We start from the raw sequence: 20004 nt of genomic DNA on the forward strand, positions 1-20004 counted from the left end.
TCCGATGATCCCGAGGGCCGTCGCTCTCGGCGGGTGCGAGGGTCGGCAGGATCGCAGCATGACCTCCTCAGCGATCTTCCTCCACCCCGCTCCCGCTTCGCGTGTCCCGGCCTCACCCGACGACGCCGCCCTGTTCCACGCCGCTCACGGGTCCCGGCGGGGTGCGGCCGAGGCGAGCCTCGTGCTCGTCCCGTTCCGGGCCGGCGCGCCGAGCGGCTCGCTCCGCTTCGAGCTGTCGGGGGCGGATCCGTCCCTGATCGCGCGGGCCAGCCTCGGTGCGCTCGGCCGGTTCGGGCGGGTGCAGCGAGCACTCGCGCTGGTGCATCCCGGCGAGGCGGGTCCGGAGTCGTGCGAGGGACTCGTCGCCGCCCTCGAGGAGCGTGCGCGCCGGCTCCCCGGCCTCGCCCTCCGCGTCGCCGTGCTCCCGTCGTCCGGCGGCGACGATGGGCTCGAGGCCGGCGACCGGGACGACCCGCGAGCGGTGGCCGCCGCGGTCGACCGTCTCCTCGACCGCCACCCGCGGGCCGAACTGCCCGACGTGCTGTTGCGCGGTGTCGACGACCTCCTCCGGCGAGCTCTCGCCGGTCCCGATCCCGAGATCCGACCGGCGGGCCTGGCTGCGCTCGTCGTGGCCGTGCAGCGCAGCCGCGGTGCGGACCGCGTGTTGCGGTCGGCGCGGAGCGGTGACCCCGGCGCGGCGGGAGCGCTCGCCCCGCTGCTCCGCCGTGCCGCCGTCGTCGCACCCCCGAGTGAGCGAGCCGGAGTGCTCGTCCTCCTCGCCCGGATCCTGGCCGGCGAGGGCCGTGCCGACGAGGCCGGACGGCTCGCCGACGAGGCTGTCGCTCTCGATCCGCACCACGCAGGTGCGCGCCGAGTCGCGGCCGCACTCGCCGCCGATCGTCGGGAGCGCGCCGCGTGAGGGCGCTAGAGCCGCGACCAGGCCTCGGTGAGCACGCTCCGGAGGATCTGCTCGATCTCGTCGAACTCGCGCGGGCCGATGGTGAGCGGCGGCGCGAGCTGGACGACGGGATCGCCGCGGTCGTCCGCCCGGCAGTACAGCCCCGCGTCGAAGAGCCCCTTCGAGAGGAATCCGCGCAGCAGCCGCTCCGACTCGTCCTCGTCGAACGTCTCCTTCGTCGCCTTGTCCTTCACCAGCTCGATGCCGAAGAAGTAGCCGTCGCCCCGGACGTCGCCGACGATCGGCAGGTCGAGCAGCTTCTCGAGCGTGGACCGGAAGACGGGCGAGTTCTCGCGCACGCGCTCGTTCAGGCCCTCCTCCTCGAAGATGTCGAGGTTCTCGAGCGCGACCGCGGCCGAGACGGGGTGGCCGCCGAAGGTGTAGCCGTGCGGGAAGACGACCTGACCGTGGCGGAAGGGCTCGTAGATCCGATCGCTGACGATCGTCGCGCCGATGGGGGAGTAGCCGCTGGTCATCCCCTTCGCGCAGGTGATCATGTCCGGCACGTAGCCGTACTCGTCGCAGGCGAACATGTGCCCGATGCGGCCGAACGCGCAGATCACCTCATCGGACACCAGCAGCACGTCGTGCTTGTCGCAGATCTCGCGGACCCTCTGGAAGTACCCGGGAGGGGGCGGGAAGCAGCCGCCCGAGTTCTGCACGGGCTCCAGGAACACGGCGGCCACCGTGTCCGGCCCCTCGAACTCGATCATCTCCTCGATGCGGTTCGCCGCCCACAGGCCGAACGCCTCCAGGTCGTCGCCGTGCTCGGGAGCCCGGTAGAAGTTGGTGTTGGGGACGCGGAAGCCGCCCGGCACCAGCGGCTCGAACATCGACTTCATCCCGGGGATGCCCGTGATCGCGAGCGCTCCCTGGGGAGTGCCGTGATACGCGACCGAGCGCGAGACGACCTTGTGCTTGCCCGGCTTGCCCTGCAGCTTCCAGTAGTGCTTGGCGAGCTTGAAGGCCGTCTCCACCGCCTCGCCGCCGCCGGTCGAGAAGAAGACCCGGTTGAGGTCGCCCGGCGCGTGGTCGGCGAGCCGGTCGGCCAGCTCGATCGCCGAGGGGGTCGCGTAGGACCAGAGCGGGAAGAAGGAGAGCTCGGACGCCTGCTTCGCCGCGGCCTCCGCCAGTCGGCGCCGCCCGTGTCCCGCATTGACGACGAAGAGGCCGGACAGGCCGTCGAAGTACTTGCGCCCGGTGCTGTCCCAGATGTGGTGTCCCTCGCCGCGCGTGATGATCGGCACGCCCGCGCCCGAGTCCATCGTCGACTGACGGGTGAAGTGCATCCAGAGGTGGTCCTTCGCCTTCTTCTGCAGGGAGGCGTCGTCGATCCCCCCTGGCGCGTCGGTCCCGCGGACGGGATCGCCCGACTCGAGGCCGGAGGTCGAGAAGGCTGTCTCGGTGGTCATCTTTTACCGCGTTCCCCAGTTGTAGAACTGCTTGTGGAGCTTCAGATAGACGAAGGTCTCGGTCGAGAGCACGCCGGGAAGCGACCGGATCTCCTGGTTGAGCAGGGCGATCAGATCGTCATCGTTCTCGCACACGACCTCGGCGAGGATGTCGAAGGAGCCGGCCGTCAGCACGACGTAGTCGACGGCGGGGATGGAGGCGAGCCGGTCCGCGACGTCGCGGGTGTCGCCGGTGACGCGCACACCGATCATCGCCTGGCGGTAGAAGCCGAGCTGCATCGGATCCGTCACCGCGACGATCTGCATGACGCCCGACTCGGTGAGCTTCTGCACCCGCTGCCGGACGGCCGCCTCGCTCAGGCCCACGGCCTTGCCGATCTCGGCGTACGAGCGCCGACCGTCGGCCTGCAGCTGCTCGATGATCGCCTTCGACACCTCGTCGAGCTGGACAGGACGCTGAGAGGGCGGGCGAGACGGGGCCATGCGGCGATTCTGGCAGTCCTCGAGTGCCCGGGCAAGTGGATCCGCACGTCGGAGCTCGCTCCGGCATCGGATCCGGTGGTCTGAGCGTGGTCCCGTCTGCGCGACGGACATCGGGCGACAGCGATGGCGGCCGGCTCGGCGGAGGGCCGTCAGCGACTACCATCGGGAGGCGGCCGGGCACCCCTGGAGCCGGCGGTCACGGGCCGTCGGACCGGACGGCTGCGGGCCACGGGGATGCGAGGAGCAGCGATGACGCAGATCGGCCGCAGCCGCGCGTCCGTCACCGTCCCCGTCTCCGCCTGGAGCTCCGACGCACCCTCGGCCGAAGTCACCCTCGGCTGGGCCGCGCGCACCGAGACCGGCCACGTGCGCAGCGCGAACGAGGACAGCTACCTCGCCAAGAGCCCGCTCTTCGCTGTCGCCGACGGGATGGGCGGGCACGCGGCAGGAGAGGTCGCCAGCGACGCGGTCGTGTCGCGCCTGTCCACCGCGGCGCTCGGCGCGACCGTCGGAGCGGAGGAGATCGACCGGGCGCTTCGGGAGGCGGTAGGGGACATCGCCCGGCAGTCGCACACGGCCGACGTCGGCACCGGGACCACGGTCACCGGGATCGCGCTCACGGTGGTCGGGGGAGAGCCCTACTGGTCCGTCTTCAACATCGGCGACTCGCGCGTGTACCTGAGCGTCGCCGGGACCCTCGTGCAGCTCACCGTGGACCACTCCATCGTCCAGGAGCTGGTCGACGCGGGCCTGATCTCCCGCGACGAGGCCGACGTGCATCCGCACAGCAACGTGATCACCCGCGCGGTCGGCTTCCACGAGGCGCCCGTCCCCGACTACCGGCTCGTGCCCGTCCTCGCCGGATCGCGTCTGCTGATCTGCTCGGACGGACTCACGAAGGAGCTGACCGATGCCGGCGTCGGCCACCTGCTCAGCGGCACCGGCTCCGCTCAGGAGGCGGCCGACGCCCTGGTCGACGCCGCGCTGGACAACGGCGGGCGCGACAACGTCACCGTGATCGTCGTCGACGTCCTCGCGGTCACCGGCGACGAGGAGGCCGGCGCACCGGTCTGACGAGCAGCGCTCCGGCACGGGACGGCCGCGGTCGCGGTGCCGCCGGACCGCCCGCACGCGCCGAACGGCCGTACGACGGTCCTGCGCCTGCCGGTTCGCGTCGGGTTCGGCCGGCTCGAGGCTCCCCGCGCCGGCGCTGGGTACGATGGTGAGCGGAAGGGCGTTCTCGGTGATCTGCAGCACGTGTGGCTCCAATCTCGCTCCCGGGGCGATCCTCTGCGGCGAGTGCGGTTCGTCGGTGGCGGCGCATGCCACGACGGGTGCGTCCCGCCCCTCGTCCTCCGGCGACACGACGGTCCTCGACCCGTCCCGCCGTGCGTGGCTGCCGGGCCTGGCCCCCGGCCGGCACCGGCGTCCCGCCCCCGGCGCACCGATGGCGCCGCCCTCGCAGGGGCTCGTGCGCCTCAGCTTCGCGACCGGGCAGCACGCGATCGTGACCGGCAACGGCCTGATCGGACGCCAGCCGCTCCCGGACCCCAACGAGACGTTCCGGCACATCCTCGCGATCCCGGATCCGTCGCGATCCCTCTCCAAGACCCACCTCGAGTTCGGCTTCGACGAGGGCGGGCTCTGGGTCAGGGACCGCTGGTCGGCCAACGGGTCCGTGCTGGTCGCGCCGACCCAGGCGCCGCTCCCGCTCGAGGCCGGCCGCCGCTACCGCGCGAAGCTCGGCAGCCGGATCCTGCTCTCCTCGGTCGAGATGGCGGTCGAGCGCGTCGACGGGTCCGCCGGCGGCTCGGGACGCCCGCCCCTCACCCGCTGACGGCACGGCCTCCGGGGACCGAATCGGCGGTCGACACGGCCTCCGGGTGCGGAATTCGTGACGATCATGTTTCCGGATGAGCGTTCTCCTCCGTTCGCCGTGACAGGCGGATGAGCGCTGTGCCAGTATTTCCCCACGTTCGGCCCCCGAGGCACGAGCCCCGACGCAGTCAGGAGCCCCCGCCATGACCCGTCCCCTCCCGAGGGATCCCGTCCTCCGCCGGGCCGTCGCCGCGGCACGCTCGCACGAGCGCGAGCGCCGGGCGGTCCTCTCGCGTCGGGCGGTCCTCGGCGGGATCGGCCTCGGAGCGGGTGCCCTCGCCCTGGCCGCCTGCGCCCCGCAGACCCGTGCCGCTCCGACCGCCGCCGCCGACGGATCGGCCGGCGACCCGCGCCTGGTGTGGGACAACTGGCCCGCCTACATGGACGAGGACGACGACGGGAACCACCCCACGCTCCAGGGCTTCGAGGAGCAGACGGGCATCGCGGTGACCTACAACGTCGCCGTCGACGACAACAACTCGTACTACGGCAAGGTGAAGGATCAGCTCGCGCTCGGGCAGTACATCGGCGCCGACACGGTCTGCCTGACGGAGTGGATGGTCTCGCGCCTGGTCCGCCGCGGCTACGTGCAGGAGCTCGACCACGCGAACATCCCGAACATCGCCAACCTCACGCCCTCGCTGGCGAACCCCGACTTCGATCCGGGCCGCCGGCTCTCCCTCCCGTACCAGGCGGGGTTCTCGGGCATCTGCTGGAACAGGGAGAAGCTGCCGAAGGGCCTCTCGAGCATCGAGGAGCTGTGGGATCTGTCGCTCCGCGGCCGCGTCGGCGTGCTGAGCGAGATGCGCGACACGATCGGGCTCATCATGCTCGCTCAGGGGACGGACATCGCCGGCTCCTGGGGCGACGACGAGTACATGAACGCGATCGACGTCTTCCGCGAGCAGGTCGACGCCGGACAGATCCGCAACATCAAGGGGAACGCGTACCTCAACGACCTGCAGAACGAGGACACCCTCGCGGCGATCTGCTGGTCCGGCGACATCACCCTGATCAACGCCGAGGCCGGCGACAAGTGGGAGTTCGCCTTCCCCGACTCGGGCGGCGCGCTCTGGAACGACACCTTCGTGGTCCCGATGGGCTCCGAGCGCAAGGCCAACGCCGAGGCCCTGATGAACTACTACTACGAGCCCGAGGTCGCCGCCGAGGTGGCCGCCTGGGTCAACTACATCACCCCCGTGGATGGAGCGAAGGACGTCATGGAGAGCATCGATCCGGAGCTGGCCGAGAACCAGCTGATCTTCCCCGACGAGGACACGCTCGCGCAGGCGCACGTGTTCCGGACCCTGACCGCCGCGGAGGAGAAGGAGTACCAGGCCGAGTTCCAGAAGGTGCTCCTGGGCATCTGATGGCGATCGGGACCTTCGCCGAGAGCGGCGCCGACCTCCAGCTGGTCGGGATCAGCAAGCAGTACCCGGGCTTCACGGCCATCGACTCCCTGGACCTCACCATCCCGGCGGGCTCCTTCTTCGCCCTGCTGGGCCCCTCGGGCTGCGGCAAGACGACGACGTTGCGCCTGGTCGCCGGGCTCGAGGAGCCCTCCGCCGGCCGGATCCTCATCGGCGGGCGGGACGTCACCGAGACGAAGACGTACCGGCGGCCCGTCAACACCGTGTTCCAGTCCTACGCGCTGTTCCCGCACATGTCGATCCTCGAGAACGTCGCCTTCGGCCTGAAGCGGCGGAGGATCGCCGACCCCGTCGGCAAGGCGCACGAGGCGCTCCGTCTGGTCGAGCTCGACCACCTCGCCCAGCGCCGCCCCGCGCAGCTCTCCGGTGGTCAGCAGCAGCGGGTCGCCCTCGCGCGCGCCCTCGTCAACCGGCCCGCCCTGCTCCTGCTCGACGAGCCGCTCGGCGCCCTCGACCTCAAGCTCCGCCGGCAGATGCAGCTGGAGCTCAAGTCGATCCAGGAGGAGGTGGGCCTCACCTTCCTCCACGTCACGCACGACCAGGAGGAGGCCATGACGATGGCCGACACCGTCGCGGTGATGAACAAGGGCAGGATCGAGCAGATGGGCGCGCCGGAGGAGCTCTACGAGCTCCCGCGCACCGCGTTCGTCGCGAACTTCCTCGGCCAGTCCAACCTCTTCACGGGTGAGGTGGTCGGCAGCACCGACCGCGCACTCACCGTCGACGCGGGCGGGCACCGGATCGTCGTGCCCGTCGCCCGCTGCGCCCGCACGAGCGGGGAGATCACGGTCGGCGTCCGCCCCGAGAAGCTCCTGCTGCTGACGCAGGAGCCGCCGGCGGACTCCGGCCGGAACGTGCTCGGGCCCGGCCGAGTGGTCGACGTCTCCTTCAGCGGGGTCAGCACCCAGTACACGATCCGGATGCCGGGCCTGGGCCCGGTGGTCGTCTTCGCGCAGAACATGGTCTTCGGGCCGGTCGTCGGCGAGGGAGCGGAGGTGTGGGTCGGCTTCAGCACCGAGCACGGCTTCGGACTCGCGGACGAACCGGGCTCGGTCCCGCGCTTCGAGGCGGACGACTCCACCAGCGCCATCGCCGTGCAGCGCCGGGGGCTCCTGGCCGGTCGCAGTGGGGGAGCGTAGGCATGGCCTTCGCCGCCTTCGCCACGGGGCAGGCGGATCCTCAGGACGCTCCGGTCCGCCGGCGGTCGACGGTCGCGCTCGTCCTGCTGCTGCCGGGCATCGCCTACATGCTGCTGTTCTTCCTGGCGCCGCTGATCTCGCTCGTGCTCACGTCCTTCCAGGCCGAGGTGCCGGACGGGGACATCGGCGAGTACGCCCCCGGGTTCGCCTGGCAGAACTACCTCGTGGTGATGGGCGACTACTGGCCGCACGTGCTCCGCTCCTTCGGCTACGCGCTGATCGCGACGGTGCTCGCGCTGGTGATCAGCTACCCGCTGGCCTACTTCATCGGAGTGAAGGCGCGGCCCTGGCCGCTGCTGCAGAACCTGCTCCTCACGCTGGTGATCGCGCCCTTCTTCATCAGCTTCCTGCTCCGGACGCTGGCGTGGAAGCAGATCCTCGCGGACGAGAGCCCGCTCGTGCAGGCGCTCAAGGCCGTGGCGGTCCTGCCGAGCGACGGCCACCTCACGGGGACGCCGATCGCCGTGATCTTCGGCATCACCTACAACTTCATCCCGTTCATGACGCTGCCGCTGTACACGACGCTCGAGCGCCTCGACGTGCGCTTCCTGGAGGCAGGGTCGGATCTCTACGCGCACCCCGCCTCCGTGTTCTGGAGCGTGACCGTCCCCCTGTCGATGCCGGGCATCGTCTCCGGCACGCTGCTGACGTTCATCCCCGCGGCGGGCGACTACATCAACGCGAGCCGGGACTTCCTCGGCTCGTCGCAGACCTCGATGGTGGGCAACGCGATCGAGGCGAACTTCCTCACGCTCGAGAACTACCCGGCGGCCGCCGCGCTCTCGATCGTGCTGATGGCCGTGATCCTGGTCATCGTCGGCTTCTACGTGAAGCGCAGTGGAACGGAGGACCTCCTGTGACCGCGACGGCCGACCGTCCGCTCGCGAGCGCCCAGGAGGCGCTCGGCGCGCCGCCCCCCGCCCCGATCCGGGGCCGCCGCCGCTTCCGGGGCCTCGGGCTCGGCGTCTACACGGCGCTGGCGCTGCTCTTCCTGCTCATCCCTATCGGGTACACCTTCGTCTTCTCCTTCAACGACTCGGGGAAGAGCAACCTCGCCTGGCGCGGGTTCACCCTCGACAAGTGGGTGTCGGCCTGGACCAGCGAGGAGGTGATGACCGCCTTCGGGAACAGCCTGCTGGTCGGTGTGATCGCCACCGTGCTGGCCACTGCGCTCGGCACCATGATCGCCATCGCGCTCGTGCGGTTCCGCTTCCGGTTCCGGTCGGCGATCAGCCTGCTGCTGTTCCTCCCCATGGCGACTCCGGAGGTGGTGCTCGGAGCCGGCCTCGCCGCGCAGTTCCTCAGCGTGGGCGCCGAGAAGGGGCTGGTCACGATCGTGCTGGCGCACACGATGTTCTGCATCAGCTTCGTCGTGGTCACCGTGAAGGCGCGGGTGGCGAGCCTGGACCCGAAGCTGGAGGAGGCGGGACGCGACCTCTACGCGTCGCCGAACCAGGTCTTCTGGCGGATCACCTTCCCGCTGCTGCTGCCCGGCATCCTCGCCGCGGCGCTGCTCTCGTTCGCGCTGAGCTTCGACGACTTCATCATCACGAACTTCAACTCCGGATCGGTCACCACGTTCCCGAAGTACATCTACATCGCGGCGGCGCGCGGCATCCCGGCGGAGGCGAACGTCATCGCATCGGCGGTGTTCGTCCTCGCGATCCTCGTGGTGGTGATCACGCAGGTCTCCGCGGCGGCCCGGGCGAAGCGCCTCGCGCGCGAGCAGTAGCTCAGGGCGTGCCGGGACGTGCGGTCAGACGTAGGAGGCGCGGATCGCGCCGACCGGGCGCCCGCCGCCCGACACGACCGGGTTCAGCCGCACCAGCACGTCGTTCGCCGCGGTCCGGTCCACCGCGTCCGCCTCGACCAGGAGCTTCAGTGCGACCACGGTCGCGGCGCGGAGGCTCCCGTCGAGGATCTTCAGGGCGACGGTGGTGCCGTCGGGCGAGGCCATCACGAGCACGCCCTCGGCGCCGAGCTTGGCGACCAGGCCCAAGCGCTCGATCACGACGGTGTTGTCCCGGCCCGGGCCGTCGATCGCCCACGCGTTCTCGAGGATCGCGGCCGTGAGGACGCCGGCCTGGCGGTAGAGGCCGAACGGTGAGGCGGGGGAGGAGGACACGATCCGCGAGACGCCCTTCGCCAGCGCGGTCAGAGGAAGGGCGTGCACGGGAGCTCCGCAGCCGTCGATCCCCGAGGCCACGACGCGCTCGCCGGTGAGGCGCTCGATCGTGTCGACGATGTGCTGCTGCAGCGGGTGCGTCCGCTCGAGGTAGTCCTCGGTGCTCCAGCCGTTCTGCACGCAGGCCAGCAGCATCGCCGCGTGCTTGCCCGAGCAGTTCATGTAGAGCGGGTCCGGAGTCGCGCCCGCCCGCAGCAGCTGAGCGCGGGTCCCGGAGTCGCCGGGCCAGTCGGCCGGGCACTGCAGGGCGGTGTGGTCCAGGCCGGCGCGGAAGAGCAGGTTCTGCACCAGCGCCACGTGCTGGGGGATGCCGGCGTGGCTCGCGGTGGCGATGACCGCCTCCGCGCCGTTCAGCTCGACTCCGGCGGTCATCACCGCGAGGGCCTGGAACGGCTTGAGGCAGGAGCGGGGGAAGACGGGAGCCGTCGGGGTGCCGAGGCTGCGGGCGACGCGGCCCTCGGAGTCGAGGAGGACGGCGGAGCCGGCGTGGCGCGACTCGACGAACCCGGATCGCTCGACGACGGCCAGCTCGACGGACTCGGCGACGGTGAAGGTTCCTGCTGGCATCCCCCCATCCTGCCCGATGCGCCGACCGGTCCCGCGCTCCCGGAGACGCCGAAAGCCACCGGGGAGCGCCTCGGCGCCCGCGGTGGCCTTCGGAGGATCGCGCTTAGAGGGTGGCGAACGCGTCAGCGATGACCGACACGGCGTCGTCGAGCAGCTCGTCGGTGAGGGCGAGGCTCGGCAGGAAGCGGACCACGTTGCCGTAGGTGCCGGCGCTCAGCACGAGGACCCCGTGCTGGGCGGCGTAGTCGATGATCGCCTGGACCGCGACGGCGTTCGGCTCCTTCGTGGTGCCGGCGGTGCCGGGCTGCACGAGCTCCATCGCCATCATCGCGCCGATGCCGCGGACGTCGCCGATGATGTCGTAGCGCTCCTGCAGGCCTCGCAGCGCCGCGCCCAGGCGTGCGCCGATCCGGTCGGCCTCGGCGAGGAGGCCCTCGCGCTCGATGCGCTCGAAGACCGCGACGGCGGCGGCGGCGGCGACGGGGTTCCCGCCGAAGGTGCCGCCCAGTCCGCCGGCCTGCGCCGAGTCCATGATCTCGGCGCGGCCCGTCACGCCCGCGAGCGGCAGGCCGCCGGCGATGCCCTTGGCCGAGAGGACGAGGTCGGGGACGAGGCCGAGGTGCTCGCTGGCGAACCAGGCGCCGGTGCGGGCCATGCCCGACTGGATCTCGTCGGCGACGAAGACGATGCCGTTGGCCGTGCACCACTCCTGCAGTGCCGGGAGGAAGCCGTCGGCGGGGACCATGAAGCCGCCCTCGCCCTGGATGGGCTCGGCGACGAGGCAGGCCAGGGCGGACGCGCCGACGGTCTTCTCGAGGTACGAGATCGCGCGCTGGGCGGCCTCGGCTCCCGACAGGCCGTCGTGGTACGGGTACGAGCTCGGCGCACGGTGGACGTCGCTGGCGAAGGGTCCGAAGCCCAGGCCGTAGGGCAGCGCCTTGAAGTTCATGGCCATCGTGAGGTTCGTGCGTCCGTGGTACGCGTGGTCGAGCACCGCGACGCCCGGGCGGCCGGTGTGCTTGCGCGCGATCTTGACGGCGTTCTCGACCGCCTCGGCGCCGGAGTTGACCAGGACGGTCTTCTTGGCGAAGCCGCCGGGGGTGTGCTGGGCCAGCAGCTCCGCGACTCGGATGTAGGGCTCGTACGGAGTGACGGTGAAGAGGGTGTGCGTGAGGCGCGCGAGCTGCTCCGCGGCGGCCGCGACGACGCAGTCGTCGGTGTGCCCGATCGTCGTCACGCCGATGCCGGCGCCGAGGTCGATGAAGCTGTTGCCGTCGACGTCGACCAGGATCGCGCCGTGCGCGCGGTCGATGTAGACGGGGAGCGCGGTGCCGACGCCGGTGGGCACGACGGCGAGGCGGCGCTCATGCAGGGCCCGGGATCGCGGCCCGGGGATCTCGGTCGCGACGCGCCGCTCCTGGGGGACTGCGGACGTGGGAACCTGGGGGGCGAGCGTGTCTGTCATGGTCCTCGGAGTCTACCCGCGGGGGTTCCGCGTCCAGAGGTCCAGACCGGCGCGACCGGCCTGATCCACCGCCGTCGAGGAGGAGCCCGATGAAGTCCGAGCACGAGTACGCGGTGTCCGTCGTCTGGGAGGGCGACCGGGGCACCGGCACGAGCGGCTACCGCGAGTACGGGCGCCAGCTGACCGTCACGGCGGAGGGCCCGGCGCCCATCCTCGCCTCGGCCGACACGCCCTTCCGGGGCGACGCCGACCGCTGGAACCCGGAGCAGCTGCTCCTCGCGGCGCTCGCGCAGTGCCACCTCCTCTCCTACCTGCACGTGGCGGTCAAGAACGGAGTCGTCGTCACCGGCTACACGGACGACGCGGTGGGCTCGATGCTGCAGGAGGGGGAGAGCGGCCGCTTCACCTCGGTGACCCTCCGGCCCCGCGTCACTGTCGCCGAGGAGTCGATGGTGGCGATCGCCCAGACGCTGCACGCCGAGGCCTCCCGGCTCTGCTTCATCGCGAACTCGGTGAACTTCCCCGTCGCCCACGAGCCGGAGGCGTCCGCGCGCTGAGGCTCAGCGGCGCTCGTGCGGGAGCGCCCGGCGGATGCGCTCGACCGTGGTCGTCGGCGGCGACTCGTTGTACGCACCGGCGAGCTCCTGCCCGGAGAGCGCGTGGACGGCCGCCATCACCTCGTCGGTGGCGTGGCGTCGGGCGCGGCCGGAGTCGGCGGAGCCGTGCCGCGAGAGGTCCAGCGGAGCCCCGAAGCGGACCGTGATCCGGTGCAGGCGCGGCACCCTCGTGCCCACCGGCTGGAGCTCCTGCGTGCCGATCATGCCGACGGGGACCACCGGCGCGCCCGTGGTGAGGGCGAGCCATGCCACTCCGGTGCGGCCCTTGTAGAGGCGCCCGTCGCGGGAGCGGGTGCCCTCGGGGTAGACGGCGAACGCCTCGTCCCGCTCGAGGATCGCCCGGCCGAGGTCCAGCGCCTCCTGAGCGGCCTGGCCGGCGCCGCGCTCGACCGCGACGGCTCCGACGCTCGTGAAGAACGCGCGCGAGAGGGCGCCCCGCACGCCGGTCCCCGTGAAGTAGTCCGACTTGGCCAGGAACTGCACCGGCCGCGGGGCGAGCAGCGTCAGCACCGGGGAGTCGATGAACGAGAGGTGGTTGGCCGCCAGGATCACGCGTCCCTCGGCCGGGACGTTGTCGCGCCCCTCCACGATCGGCCGGTAGACCAGCCGGCCGACGCCGCCGATGGACAGGCGCGCCAGACGCGCGGAGAGGCCGATCCCCGGGGGAGTCGGCCTCTCGTGGTCGTCGTCGATCCGCATTCCGACGAAGCTACCGGGGCGTCCATGCCGCTCCGGTCATGCGGCGGATCAGCCGAACTGGGCGAGCGCCTCCTCGATGACCGTCGCGGCGTCGTCGATGAGCTCCTCGCTGATGACCACGCTCGGCATGATCCGCAGCACGCTGTCCCAGCTGCCCGCGTCGAGGACGATCACGCCGTTCGTGGTGGCATGCTTCAGGATCGCGGTGAGCGCCTCCGGGTACTGCTTCTTCGTGCCCGGGTGGACGAGCTCGACGCCCCACATCGCGCCCTTGCCGCGGACCTCGCCCACGACCGCGAAGCGCTCGGCCCAGTCGCCGATCCGCGCCTGCAGCAGGCGCTCGACCCGCTGCGCCTCCTCCAGCAGGCCCTCGGACTCGATCGCCTCGAACGTCGCGAGCGCCGCGGCGGTGGAGACGGGGTTGCCGCCGAACGTGCCGCCGATGCCGCCGGGCTGCACGGCGTCCATGATCTCGGCGCGGCCGGTGACGGCGGCGAGCGGGAAGCCGCCGGCGATGCCCTTGGCCGTCGTGATGAGGTCCGGGACCACGCCGTGGTGCTCGATGGAGTACCAGGTGCCGGTGCGGGCGATGCCGGCCTGGATCTCGTCCGCGACGAAGACGATGCCGTTCTCGGTGCAGAACTCGGACAGGCGGCGGAAGTAGCCCGGCGCCGGGATGATGATGCCGCCGTCGCCCTGGATCGGCTCGACGAAGAGCGCGGCCAGCTCCTGCGCGCCGATGTGGGTGGTGATGTAGTCGATGGTGCGCTCGGCCGCCTCCTCGCCCGTCATGCCCTCGGGGTCGCGGAACGGGTAGCTGATCGGGAGGCTGTAGATCTCTCCTGGGAAGGGGCCCATGCCCGCGCGCTCCGGCCAGGGGCGGTAGGTCATCGCCATCGTGAGGTTGGTGCGGCCGTGGAAGGCGTGGTCGAGCGTCGCGATGGCGCGGCGGCCGGTGAACTTCCGCGCGATCTTGACGGCGTTCTCGACCGCCTCCGCGCCGGAGTTGACCAGGATCGAGTGCTTCTCGAAGTCCCCGGGGGTGATCTCGGCGAGCTTCTCGGCGACCCGGACGTAGTTCTCGTACGGAGTGACGGTGAAGAGGGTGTGCGTCAGCTTCTCGGCCTGCGCGGCGGCCGCCGCGGCGACCGCGGGGTGCGCGTGGCCGATGGTGGTCACTCCGATGCCGCAGCCGAGGTCGATCAGGCGGTTGCCGTCGACGTCGACCAGGACCGCGCCCGACGCGTGGTCCATGTAGATGTTCGCGAGCGTCCCGGCGCCGCGGGAGACGCTGGCGACGCGGCGCTCCTGGAGGGCGACGGAGCGCGGGCCGGGGAGCTCGGTGACGAGCTCTCGGGACTGGGGGACCGAGAATTCACGCATGCCCCGATGGTAGGCCTGGGACCGTTCGAGGACCCGCACCCAGCGCGTTGCGAGGCGCGCCGTGCAGGATGGAGGCGATCCCCGAACGTCCACCGGCCGCCGCCGGTCACGAAAGGTGCCCCTGTGCGCAGAACCCTCGCGATCCTCGCCGTCCTCGGCGCCTCCCTGAGCCTGGCGGCCTGCACCCCCGGGGAGCCGGATGCAGCGCCGTCCGCCTCCGCCACCCCGCTCGGCTGCGCGACCGAGGGCGAGGCGACCGCCGCGGTGCAGACCAGCGGCGACTTCGCCACCAAGCCGGTCACCGTGTTCCCCAGCCCGGTCAGCGTGGACGCCACCGAGCGCTCCGTCGCGATCGAGGGCACCGGCGAGGAGGTCGCCGAGGGCGACACCGTGCTGGTCGACTACACGCTCTACAACGGGACGAGCGGTGCCGAGTTCTCGGCGAGCAGCTACGCGTCCGGTGGCCGCGCGGCCTTCGAGGTCGACACCGACCAGTACCTCGCCGGTCTCGTGAAGGCCGTCAACTGCGCGACCGTCGGCTCGCGCGTCGTCGCCGTCGTTCCCCCGGCCGACGCGTTCGGCGACGCCGGGCAGAGCCAGTTCGGCATCGCCGCGACCGACTCGATCGTCATGGTGATCGACGTCGAGCAGATCGTGCCGACCGCCGCCGACGGCGAGCCGCAGCCCCCGGTCGACGGCCTGCCGACGGTGGCGCTCGCCGAGGACGGGGCGCCCACCGTCACCATCCCCTCGACCGACCCGCCCGCCGACCTGCAGCTCGCCGTCCTCAAGAAGGGGAGCGGCGCGACCGTGGCCGACGGCGACCAGCTGATCGTGCAGTACCAGGGCGTGGTCTGGGGCACCGGCGAGGTGTTCGACCAGAGCTGGGGGAAGCCCGCTCCCGCCGCCTTCGGCACCGGCGACGTGATCGAGGGCTTCAAGGAGGCCGTGGTCGGCCGGACCGTCGGCTCGCAGGTGCTGGTCACCATCCCGCCGTCGAAGGGCTACGGCGACCAGGGCAACCAGAACGCGGGGATCAGCGGGACCGACACCCTCGTCTTCGTGGTCGACATCCTCGCCATCAGCTGACCGGGAGGCGCTGGGCGCTCCGTGCCAGGATGGGCGGATGCGCAGGGTCATCATCCTCGGCTCGACCGGGTCCATCGGCACGCAGGCTCTCGACGTCATCGGCGCGAACCGCGAGCGGTTCGAGGTCGTCGGCCTCGCCGCCGGCTCGAACCGGGCGGCGGTCGCCGAGCAGGCGTCCGCGTTCGGCGTCGAGCACACGGCGTTCGGCGCGGAGGAGGCCGAGCAGCTGATCCGCTCGGTCGACGCGGACGTCGTGCTGAACGGGATCACCGGCTCGGTGGGGCTCGGCCCGACGCTCGCGGCGCTCGAGGAGGGCAGGACGCTCGCCCTCGCCAACAAGGAGTCGCTGATCGTCGGCGGCGAGCTCGTCACCTCGCTCGCCGGTCCCGGCCAGATCGTGCCGGTCGACTCCGAGCACTCCGCGATCGCCCAGGCCCTCCTCGCGGGCGAGCACCGCGAGGTCCGCCGCCTCGTGCTGACCGCGTCCGGCGGGCCGTTCCGGGGACGCGACCGCGCCTCCCTCCGCGACGTCACCCCGGCGCAGGCGCTCGCGCACCCGACCTGGGACATGGGCCTGGTCGTCACGACCAACTCCTCCACCCTGGTCAACAAGGGGCTCGAGGTGATCGAGGCGCACCTGCTCTTCGACGTCCCCTACGACCGGATCGACGTCACCGTGCACCCGCAGTCGGTGATCCACTCGATGGTCGAGTACGTCGACGGCTCGACGATCGCCCAGGCCTCGCCGCCGGACATGCGGCTCCCGATCTCGCTCGGCCTCGACTGGCCGCACCGCGTCGCCGGGGTCGGCGTCCCGCTCGACTGGACCCGCTCCCACTCCTGGACGTTCGAGCCGCTGGACGAGGAGGCGTTCCCCTCGGTCCGGCTCGCGAAGCGCGTCGGGGAGGCGGGCGCCTCCTACCCGGCCGTGTTCAACGCGGCGAACGAGCAGGCCGTGCAGGCGTTCCACGCCGGGCGGATCGGCTACCTCGACATCCTCGAGACGGTGGAGGCGGTGGTCGACGCGCACAGCGTCGACGGCACGCTGACCCGCGAGTCGCTGGCCGCGGCGGAGGAGTGGGCGCGCCGCACGGCGGACGAGCGGATCGCCGGAGTCTGACCAGGGGTCATCCGGACGGGCTCCGTCTCCGCGGATCCGTGTCGGCGGACGTCGCGCCGCTGATCCGCTCGGCCGCGGAGTTCATCGGATCCGTGCAGGCGCACCCCAGCGTGGACGGGCGGGCCCGGCCTACAGTGTGTCGGTGGAATCCGTGCTGCTCTTCGTCCTCGGCGTCGTCATCATCGCCGTCGGCGTCGCCCTCTCCATCGCCCTGCACGAGGTCGGGCACCTCCTCCCCGCCAAGCTGTTCGGGGTCAAGGTCACGCAGTACATGATCGGGTTCGGGCCGACCCTCTTCTCCCGGCGACGCGGCGAGACGGAGTACGGCGTCAAGGCGATCCCGCTCGGCGGCTACATCGCCATGATCGGCATGTACCCGCCGAAGCACCCGGGGGACCGGCCCACGGAGTCGAGCACAGGCTTCTTCAACGGCCTGGCGTCCTCCGAGGCCCAGCTCGAGGAGCCCCGGCGCGGCGCCTACGCCACGATGATCGACGAGGCCCGTGCCGCCAGCGCGGAGACGATCGGCGACGGCGAGGACCATCGCGCGTTCTACCGGCTCCCCGTGTGGAAGCGCGTGGTCGTCATGGCCGGCGGCCCCTTCATGAACCTCGTGATCGCCACGGTCCTCTTCACCGTCCTCCTCTGCGGCATCGGGATCCCGCAGAGCACCAGCACCCTCGCCGCGGTCTCGCAGTGCGTGGTCCCGGAGTCGCAGCGCGCGACCGCGACCTGCACCGCCGACGACCCGCTGGCACCCGGAGCCGCGGCCGGCCTGCTGCCGGGCGACACGATCACGGCGATCGACGGCACTCCGGTGAGCACCTGGAACGACCTGACCCCGATCATCCAGCGCTCCGCGGGCGTCCCGCTCAGCGTGTCCGTCCAGCGCGACGGCGCCCCGCTGACCCTCACGATCACCCCCGCCGAGAACGAGGTCGCGGTGACCGACGCGAACGGCGCCCCCGTCACCGACGCCTCCGGTGCGATCGAGACGCAGACGGTCGGCTTCATCGGCATCTCGCCCACGTCGGCCCTCGCGCAGCAGCCGGTCACCGCGGTGCCCGAGACGGTCTGGTCGAACATCACCAGCGTCGCCCATGTGATCCTCAACCTGCCGCAGCGCCTCATCGACGTCGCCCAGGCGGCGTTCGGCTCGGAGGCGCGCGACGCCAACGGCCCGATCAGCGTCGTCGGAGTGGGCCGGATCGCGGGCGAGATCGCCGCCTCCGACCAGCTCCCCGTCGTGTCGAAGGTGCAGACGATGGTCGGCGTCCTCGCCTCGCTCAACGTCGCCCTCCTCGTCTTCAACCTGGTGCCGCTGCTCCCCATGGACGGCGGCCACATCGCCGGTGCCCTCTGGGAGGGCCTGCGCCGCCGGATCGCCAAGCTCTTCGGACGCCGCGACCCCGGCCCCGTCGACATCGCCCGCCTGCTCCCGCTCACCTACGTCGTCGTCCTCGTCCTCGGCGGCATGAGCGCCCTCCTCATCTACGCCGACATCGTCAAGCCGATCACGCTGTTCTGAGTTGGATTCCACGCCGGGCCTCGCCCGGCGTGGCGCGGTCGGCTTCTCGGGGTGGGGGCGTGGGTGGAGCGGGGTGCGGACGGCTGGGGCGAAACGCTGGGATGCGATTCACCCGTTCGCCTCGGGGCTGCGACCGTCTGAGGTGAATCGCTGGGACGGGATCGGCGGTTCGGCTCGGGAGCGAGGCGACCGCGGATCGTCGTGCGGTCTCGGGCTGAGAGCAGGTGCGGTGGACGGGTTCCGAGGCGCGCAGGAGGGGCGGCGGCTGGGAAGGTGCGGCGAGCGGACGAGGGGTACCGCGGCGCGCGTACGATGGGGCGCGTGCCAGCAGTGAATCTGGGTCTTCCCAAGGTCCCCATGACCCTCGCCCCCCGCCGCAAGTCCCGCCAGATCAAGGTGGGCAAGGTGCTCGTGGGCGGTGACGCGCAGGTCAGCGTCCAGTCGATGTGCACCACACCGACGACGAACATCAACGCGACCCTCCAGCAGATCGCCGAGCTCACCGCGTCCGGCTGCGACATCGTCCGCGTCGCGGTGCCGAGCCGCGACGACGCGGAGGCGCTGCCGATCATCGCCAAGAAGAGCCAGATCCCGGTCATCGCCGACATCCACTTCCAGCCCAACTACGTCTACGCCGCGATCGACGCCGGCTGTGCCGCGGTCCGCGTGAACCCCGGCAACATCCGCAAGTTCGACGACCAGGTCGGCAAGATCGCCGCCGCCGCGAAGGCCGCCGGCGTCTCGATCCGCATCGGCGTCAACGCCGGCTCGCTCGAGCCGAGCATCCTGCAGAAGTACGGCAAGCCCACCCCCGAGGCCCTCGTCGAGAGCGCCGTCTGGGAGGCCAGCCTCTTCGAGGAGCACGACTTCCACGACTTCAAGATCTCGGTCAAGCACAACGACCCCGTCGTCATGGTGAAGGCCTACCGCCAGCTCGCCGAGCGCGGCGACTGGCCCCTCCACCTCGGCGTCACCGAGGCCGGCCCCGAGTTCCAGGGGACCATCAAGTCCGCCACCGCCTTCGGCATCCTCCTCGGCGAGGGCATCGGCGACACCATCCGTGTGTCCCTCTCGGCCCCGCCCGCGCAGGAGGTCAAGGTCGGCCTGCAGATCCTCCAGTCGCTGAACCTCCGCGAGCGCAAGCTCGAGATCGTCTCCTGCCCCAGCTGCGGCCGCGCGCAGGTCGACGTCTACACGCTCGCCAACGACGTCACCGCCGGCCTCGAGGGCATGAGCGTCCCGCTGCGCGTCGCCGTCATGGGCTGCGTCGTCAACGGACCCGGCGAGGCCCGCGAGGCCGACCTGGGCGTCGCCTCCGGCAACGGCAAGGGCCAGATCTTCGTCAAGGGCGAGGTCATCAAGACCGTCCCCGAGGCCGAGATCGTCCAGACCCTCATCGAGGAGGCCAACCGCCTGGCCGCCGAGATGCCGGCCGACGACACCTCGACCGGAGCCCCGGTCGTCACCGTCGGCGCGAATTGACGGCGCGGGGCGGATCGACGTGGTCCGCCCCGCACTGCGCCTCGCGCTCGTGGTCGTCGCCGCCGCGCTCCTCGCCTCCGGTGTCGCCGCGCTCCGCAGCGGCCCGTCCTCCGAGGCCGGCGAGTGCATCGACAGCCGCAGCCCGCAGGACCCCTTCGGCTGCGACCGCTGGGTGCTGACCGCGGCCGAGGGGGAGACCCCGTACACGGCCTGGGTCGAGGACGCCCGCGTCCGCCTCCGCTCCGAGAGCATCGGGGGTGCGCCGACCCTGGTCGTCGGCACGGGCTGCCTCGTGGTCAGCGCCGCCTACCGGATCGACGACGGCGTGCTGATCCCCGGCGACGAGGTGACCGGATCCGACACCTGCTCCGACACGCCGAGCCCCGAGGCCATCCGGCTCCGGGCGCTCCTCTCCGGCCCGATGACGATCGGCGGCACCCCCGACGACGTGCTGCTGGACGGCACGGGCGGAGCGGTCGTCTTCTCGCGGATCCCCGACTGAGGCTCCC

The 20004-nt window shown here is 71.7% G+C and carries 19 protein-coding genes; 13 read left to right on the top strand and 6 right to left on the bottom strand.

Annotation, left to right across the window (positions count from 1 at the left end; genetic code table 11):
- The first annotated feature begins 58 nt into the window (after positions 1-58).
- On the top strand, positions 59-919 hold the full coding sequence (locus tag C5D09_RS01880; RefSeq protein ID WP_104268485.1) for a hypothetical protein: 861 nt from the start codon (positions 59-61) through the stop codon (positions 917-919).
- A gap of 5 nt (positions 920-924) precedes the next feature.
- On the opposite strand, the gene C5D09_RS01885 is transcribed toward C5D09_RS01880, so the two are convergent.
- Positions 925-2370: an aspartate aminotransferase family protein gene (locus C5D09_RS01885; protein WP_104223031.1), complete on the bottom strand. Its 1446-nt coding sequence runs from the start codon at positions 2368-2370 to the stop codon at positions 925-927.
- Positions 2371-2373: 3 nt separating this feature from the next.
- Positions 2374-2853, bottom strand: coding sequence for an Lrp/AsnC family transcriptional regulator (locus tag C5D09_RS01890; protein ID WP_104223032.1), 480 nt, complete (start codon positions 2851-2853; stop codon positions 2374-2376).
- Between the two features lie 249 nt (positions 2854-3102).
- Here C5D09_RS01890 and C5D09_RS01895 point away from each other — a divergent pair, with 249 nt between their 5' ends.
- The 6 genes from C5D09_RS01895 to C5D09_RS01920 all read left to right on the top strand — a co-directional run bounded on the left by C5D09_RS01895 (position 3103) and on the right by C5D09_RS01920 (position 9092).
- The gene (locus tag C5D09_RS01895; RefSeq protein ID WP_104225583.1) at positions 3103-3927 is read left to right on the top strand and encodes a PP2C family serine/threonine-protein phosphatase; all 825 of its coding nucleotides are present in this window, start codon (positions 3103-3105) and stop codon (positions 3925-3927) included.
- 238 nt (positions 3928-4165) lie between these two features.
- Complete coding sequence (locus tag C5D09_RS01900) at positions 4166-4690, top strand: hypothetical protein (protein ID WP_104223034.1); 525 nt, start codon at positions 4166-4168, stop codon at positions 4688-4690.
- A 184-nt stretch (positions 4691-4874) separates the two neighbouring features.
- A complete protein-coding gene (locus tag C5D09_RS01905) occupies positions 4875-6101 on the top strand; it encodes a PotD/PotF family extracellular solute-binding protein (RefSeq protein ID WP_104268486.1) in 1227 nt (408 codons plus the stop codon).
- A complete protein-coding gene (locus tag C5D09_RS01910; protein ID WP_104268487.1) occupies positions 6101-7300 on the top strand; it encodes an ABC transporter ATP-binding protein in 1200 nt (399 codons plus the stop codon). Before C5D09_RS01905 ends, C5D09_RS01910 begins: the two co-directional genes overlap by 1 nt.
- Positions 7301-7302: 2 nt before the next feature.
- Complete coding sequence (locus tag C5D09_RS01915) at positions 7303-8220, top strand: ABC transporter permease (RefSeq protein ID WP_104260097.1); 918 nt, start codon at positions 7303-7305, stop codon at positions 8218-8220.
- A gap of 65 nt (positions 8221-8285) precedes the next feature.
- Positions 8286-9092: an ABC transporter permease gene (locus C5D09_RS01920; protein WP_181027101.1), complete on the top strand. Its 807-nt coding sequence runs from the start codon at positions 8286-8288 to the stop codon at positions 9090-9092.
- Between the two features lie 24 nt (positions 9093-9116).
- On the opposite strand, the gene C5D09_RS01925 is transcribed toward C5D09_RS01920, so the two are convergent.
- Positions 9117-10112 carry an asparaginase gene (locus tag C5D09_RS01925; RefSeq protein WP_104223039.1) on the bottom strand — a complete coding sequence of 332 codons (996 nt, stop codon included), beginning with the start codon at positions 10110-10112 and terminating at the stop codon, positions 9117-9119.
- A gap of 103 nt (positions 10113-10215) precedes the next feature.
- The gene (gabT, locus tag C5D09_RS01930; protein WP_104268488.1) at positions 10216-11577 is read right to left on the bottom strand and encodes a 4-aminobutyrate--2-oxoglutarate transaminase; all 1362 of its coding nucleotides are present in this window, start codon (positions 11575-11577) and stop codon (positions 10216-10218) included.
- A gap of 89 nt (positions 11578-11666) precedes the next feature.
- Between gabT and C5D09_RS01935 the strand changes: the two genes are divergently transcribed.
- The gene (locus tag C5D09_RS01935) at positions 11667-12134 is read left to right on the top strand and encodes an OsmC family protein (protein WP_104223041.1); all 468 of its coding nucleotides are present in this window, start codon (positions 11667-11669) and stop codon (positions 12132-12134) included.
- 3 nt (positions 12135-12137) lie between these two features.
- On the opposite strand, the gene C5D09_RS01940 is transcribed toward C5D09_RS01935, so the two are convergent.
- Complete coding sequence (locus C5D09_RS01940) at positions 12138-12893, bottom strand: 1-acyl-sn-glycerol-3-phosphate acyltransferase (RefSeq protein ID WP_104223042.1); 756 nt, start codon at positions 12891-12893, stop codon at positions 12138-12140.
- Positions 12894-12941: 48 nt separating this feature from the next.
- Positions 12942-14276: an aminotransferase class III-fold pyridoxal phosphate-dependent enzyme gene (locus tag C5D09_RS01945; protein WP_104223043.1), complete on the bottom strand. Its 1335-nt coding sequence runs from the start codon at positions 14274-14276 to the stop codon at positions 12942-12944.
- A gap of 123 nt (positions 14277-14399) precedes the next feature.
- Here C5D09_RS01945 and C5D09_RS01950 point away from each other — a divergent pair, with 123 nt between their 5' ends.
- The 5 genes from C5D09_RS01950 to C5D09_RS01970 all read left to right on the top strand — a co-directional run bounded on the left by C5D09_RS01950 (position 14400) and on the right by C5D09_RS01970 (position 19997).
- A complete protein-coding gene (locus C5D09_RS01950) occupies positions 14400-15365 on the top strand; it encodes an FKBP-type peptidyl-prolyl cis-trans isomerase (RefSeq protein ID WP_181134996.1) in 966 nt (321 codons plus the stop codon).
- Positions 15366-15402: 37 nt separating this feature from the next.
- Positions 15403-16485, top strand: a complete 1083-nt coding sequence (gene dxr, locus C5D09_RS01955) for a 1-deoxy-D-xylulose-5-phosphate reductoisomerase (RefSeq protein WP_104223045.1) — start codon at positions 15403-15405, stop codon at positions 16483-16485.
- Between the two features lie 142 nt (positions 16486-16627).
- A complete protein-coding gene (locus tag C5D09_RS01960; RefSeq protein ID WP_258065747.1) occupies positions 16628-18013 on the top strand; it encodes an RIP metalloprotease in 1386 nt (461 codons plus the stop codon).
- Positions 18014-18334: 321 nt separating this feature from the next.
- Positions 18335-19495 carry a flavodoxin-dependent (E)-4-hydroxy-3-methylbut-2-enyl-diphosphate synthase gene (gene ispG / locus C5D09_RS01965; RefSeq protein ID WP_173244694.1) on the top strand — a complete coding sequence of 387 codons (1161 nt, stop codon included), beginning with the start codon at positions 18335-18337 and terminating at the stop codon, positions 19493-19495.
- A 19-nt stretch (positions 19496-19514) separates the two neighbouring features.
- A complete protein-coding gene (locus C5D09_RS01970) occupies positions 19515-19997 on the top strand; it encodes a hypothetical protein (protein WP_104268491.1) in 483 nt (160 codons plus the stop codon).
- Positions 19998-20004: the final 7 nt, after the last annotated feature.

The sequence above is a fragment of the Rathayibacter sp. AY1C9 genome, assembly GCF_002932315.1.
Classification (GTDB): domain Bacteria; phylum Actinomycetota; class Actinomycetes; order Actinomycetales; family Microbacteriaceae; genus Rathayibacter.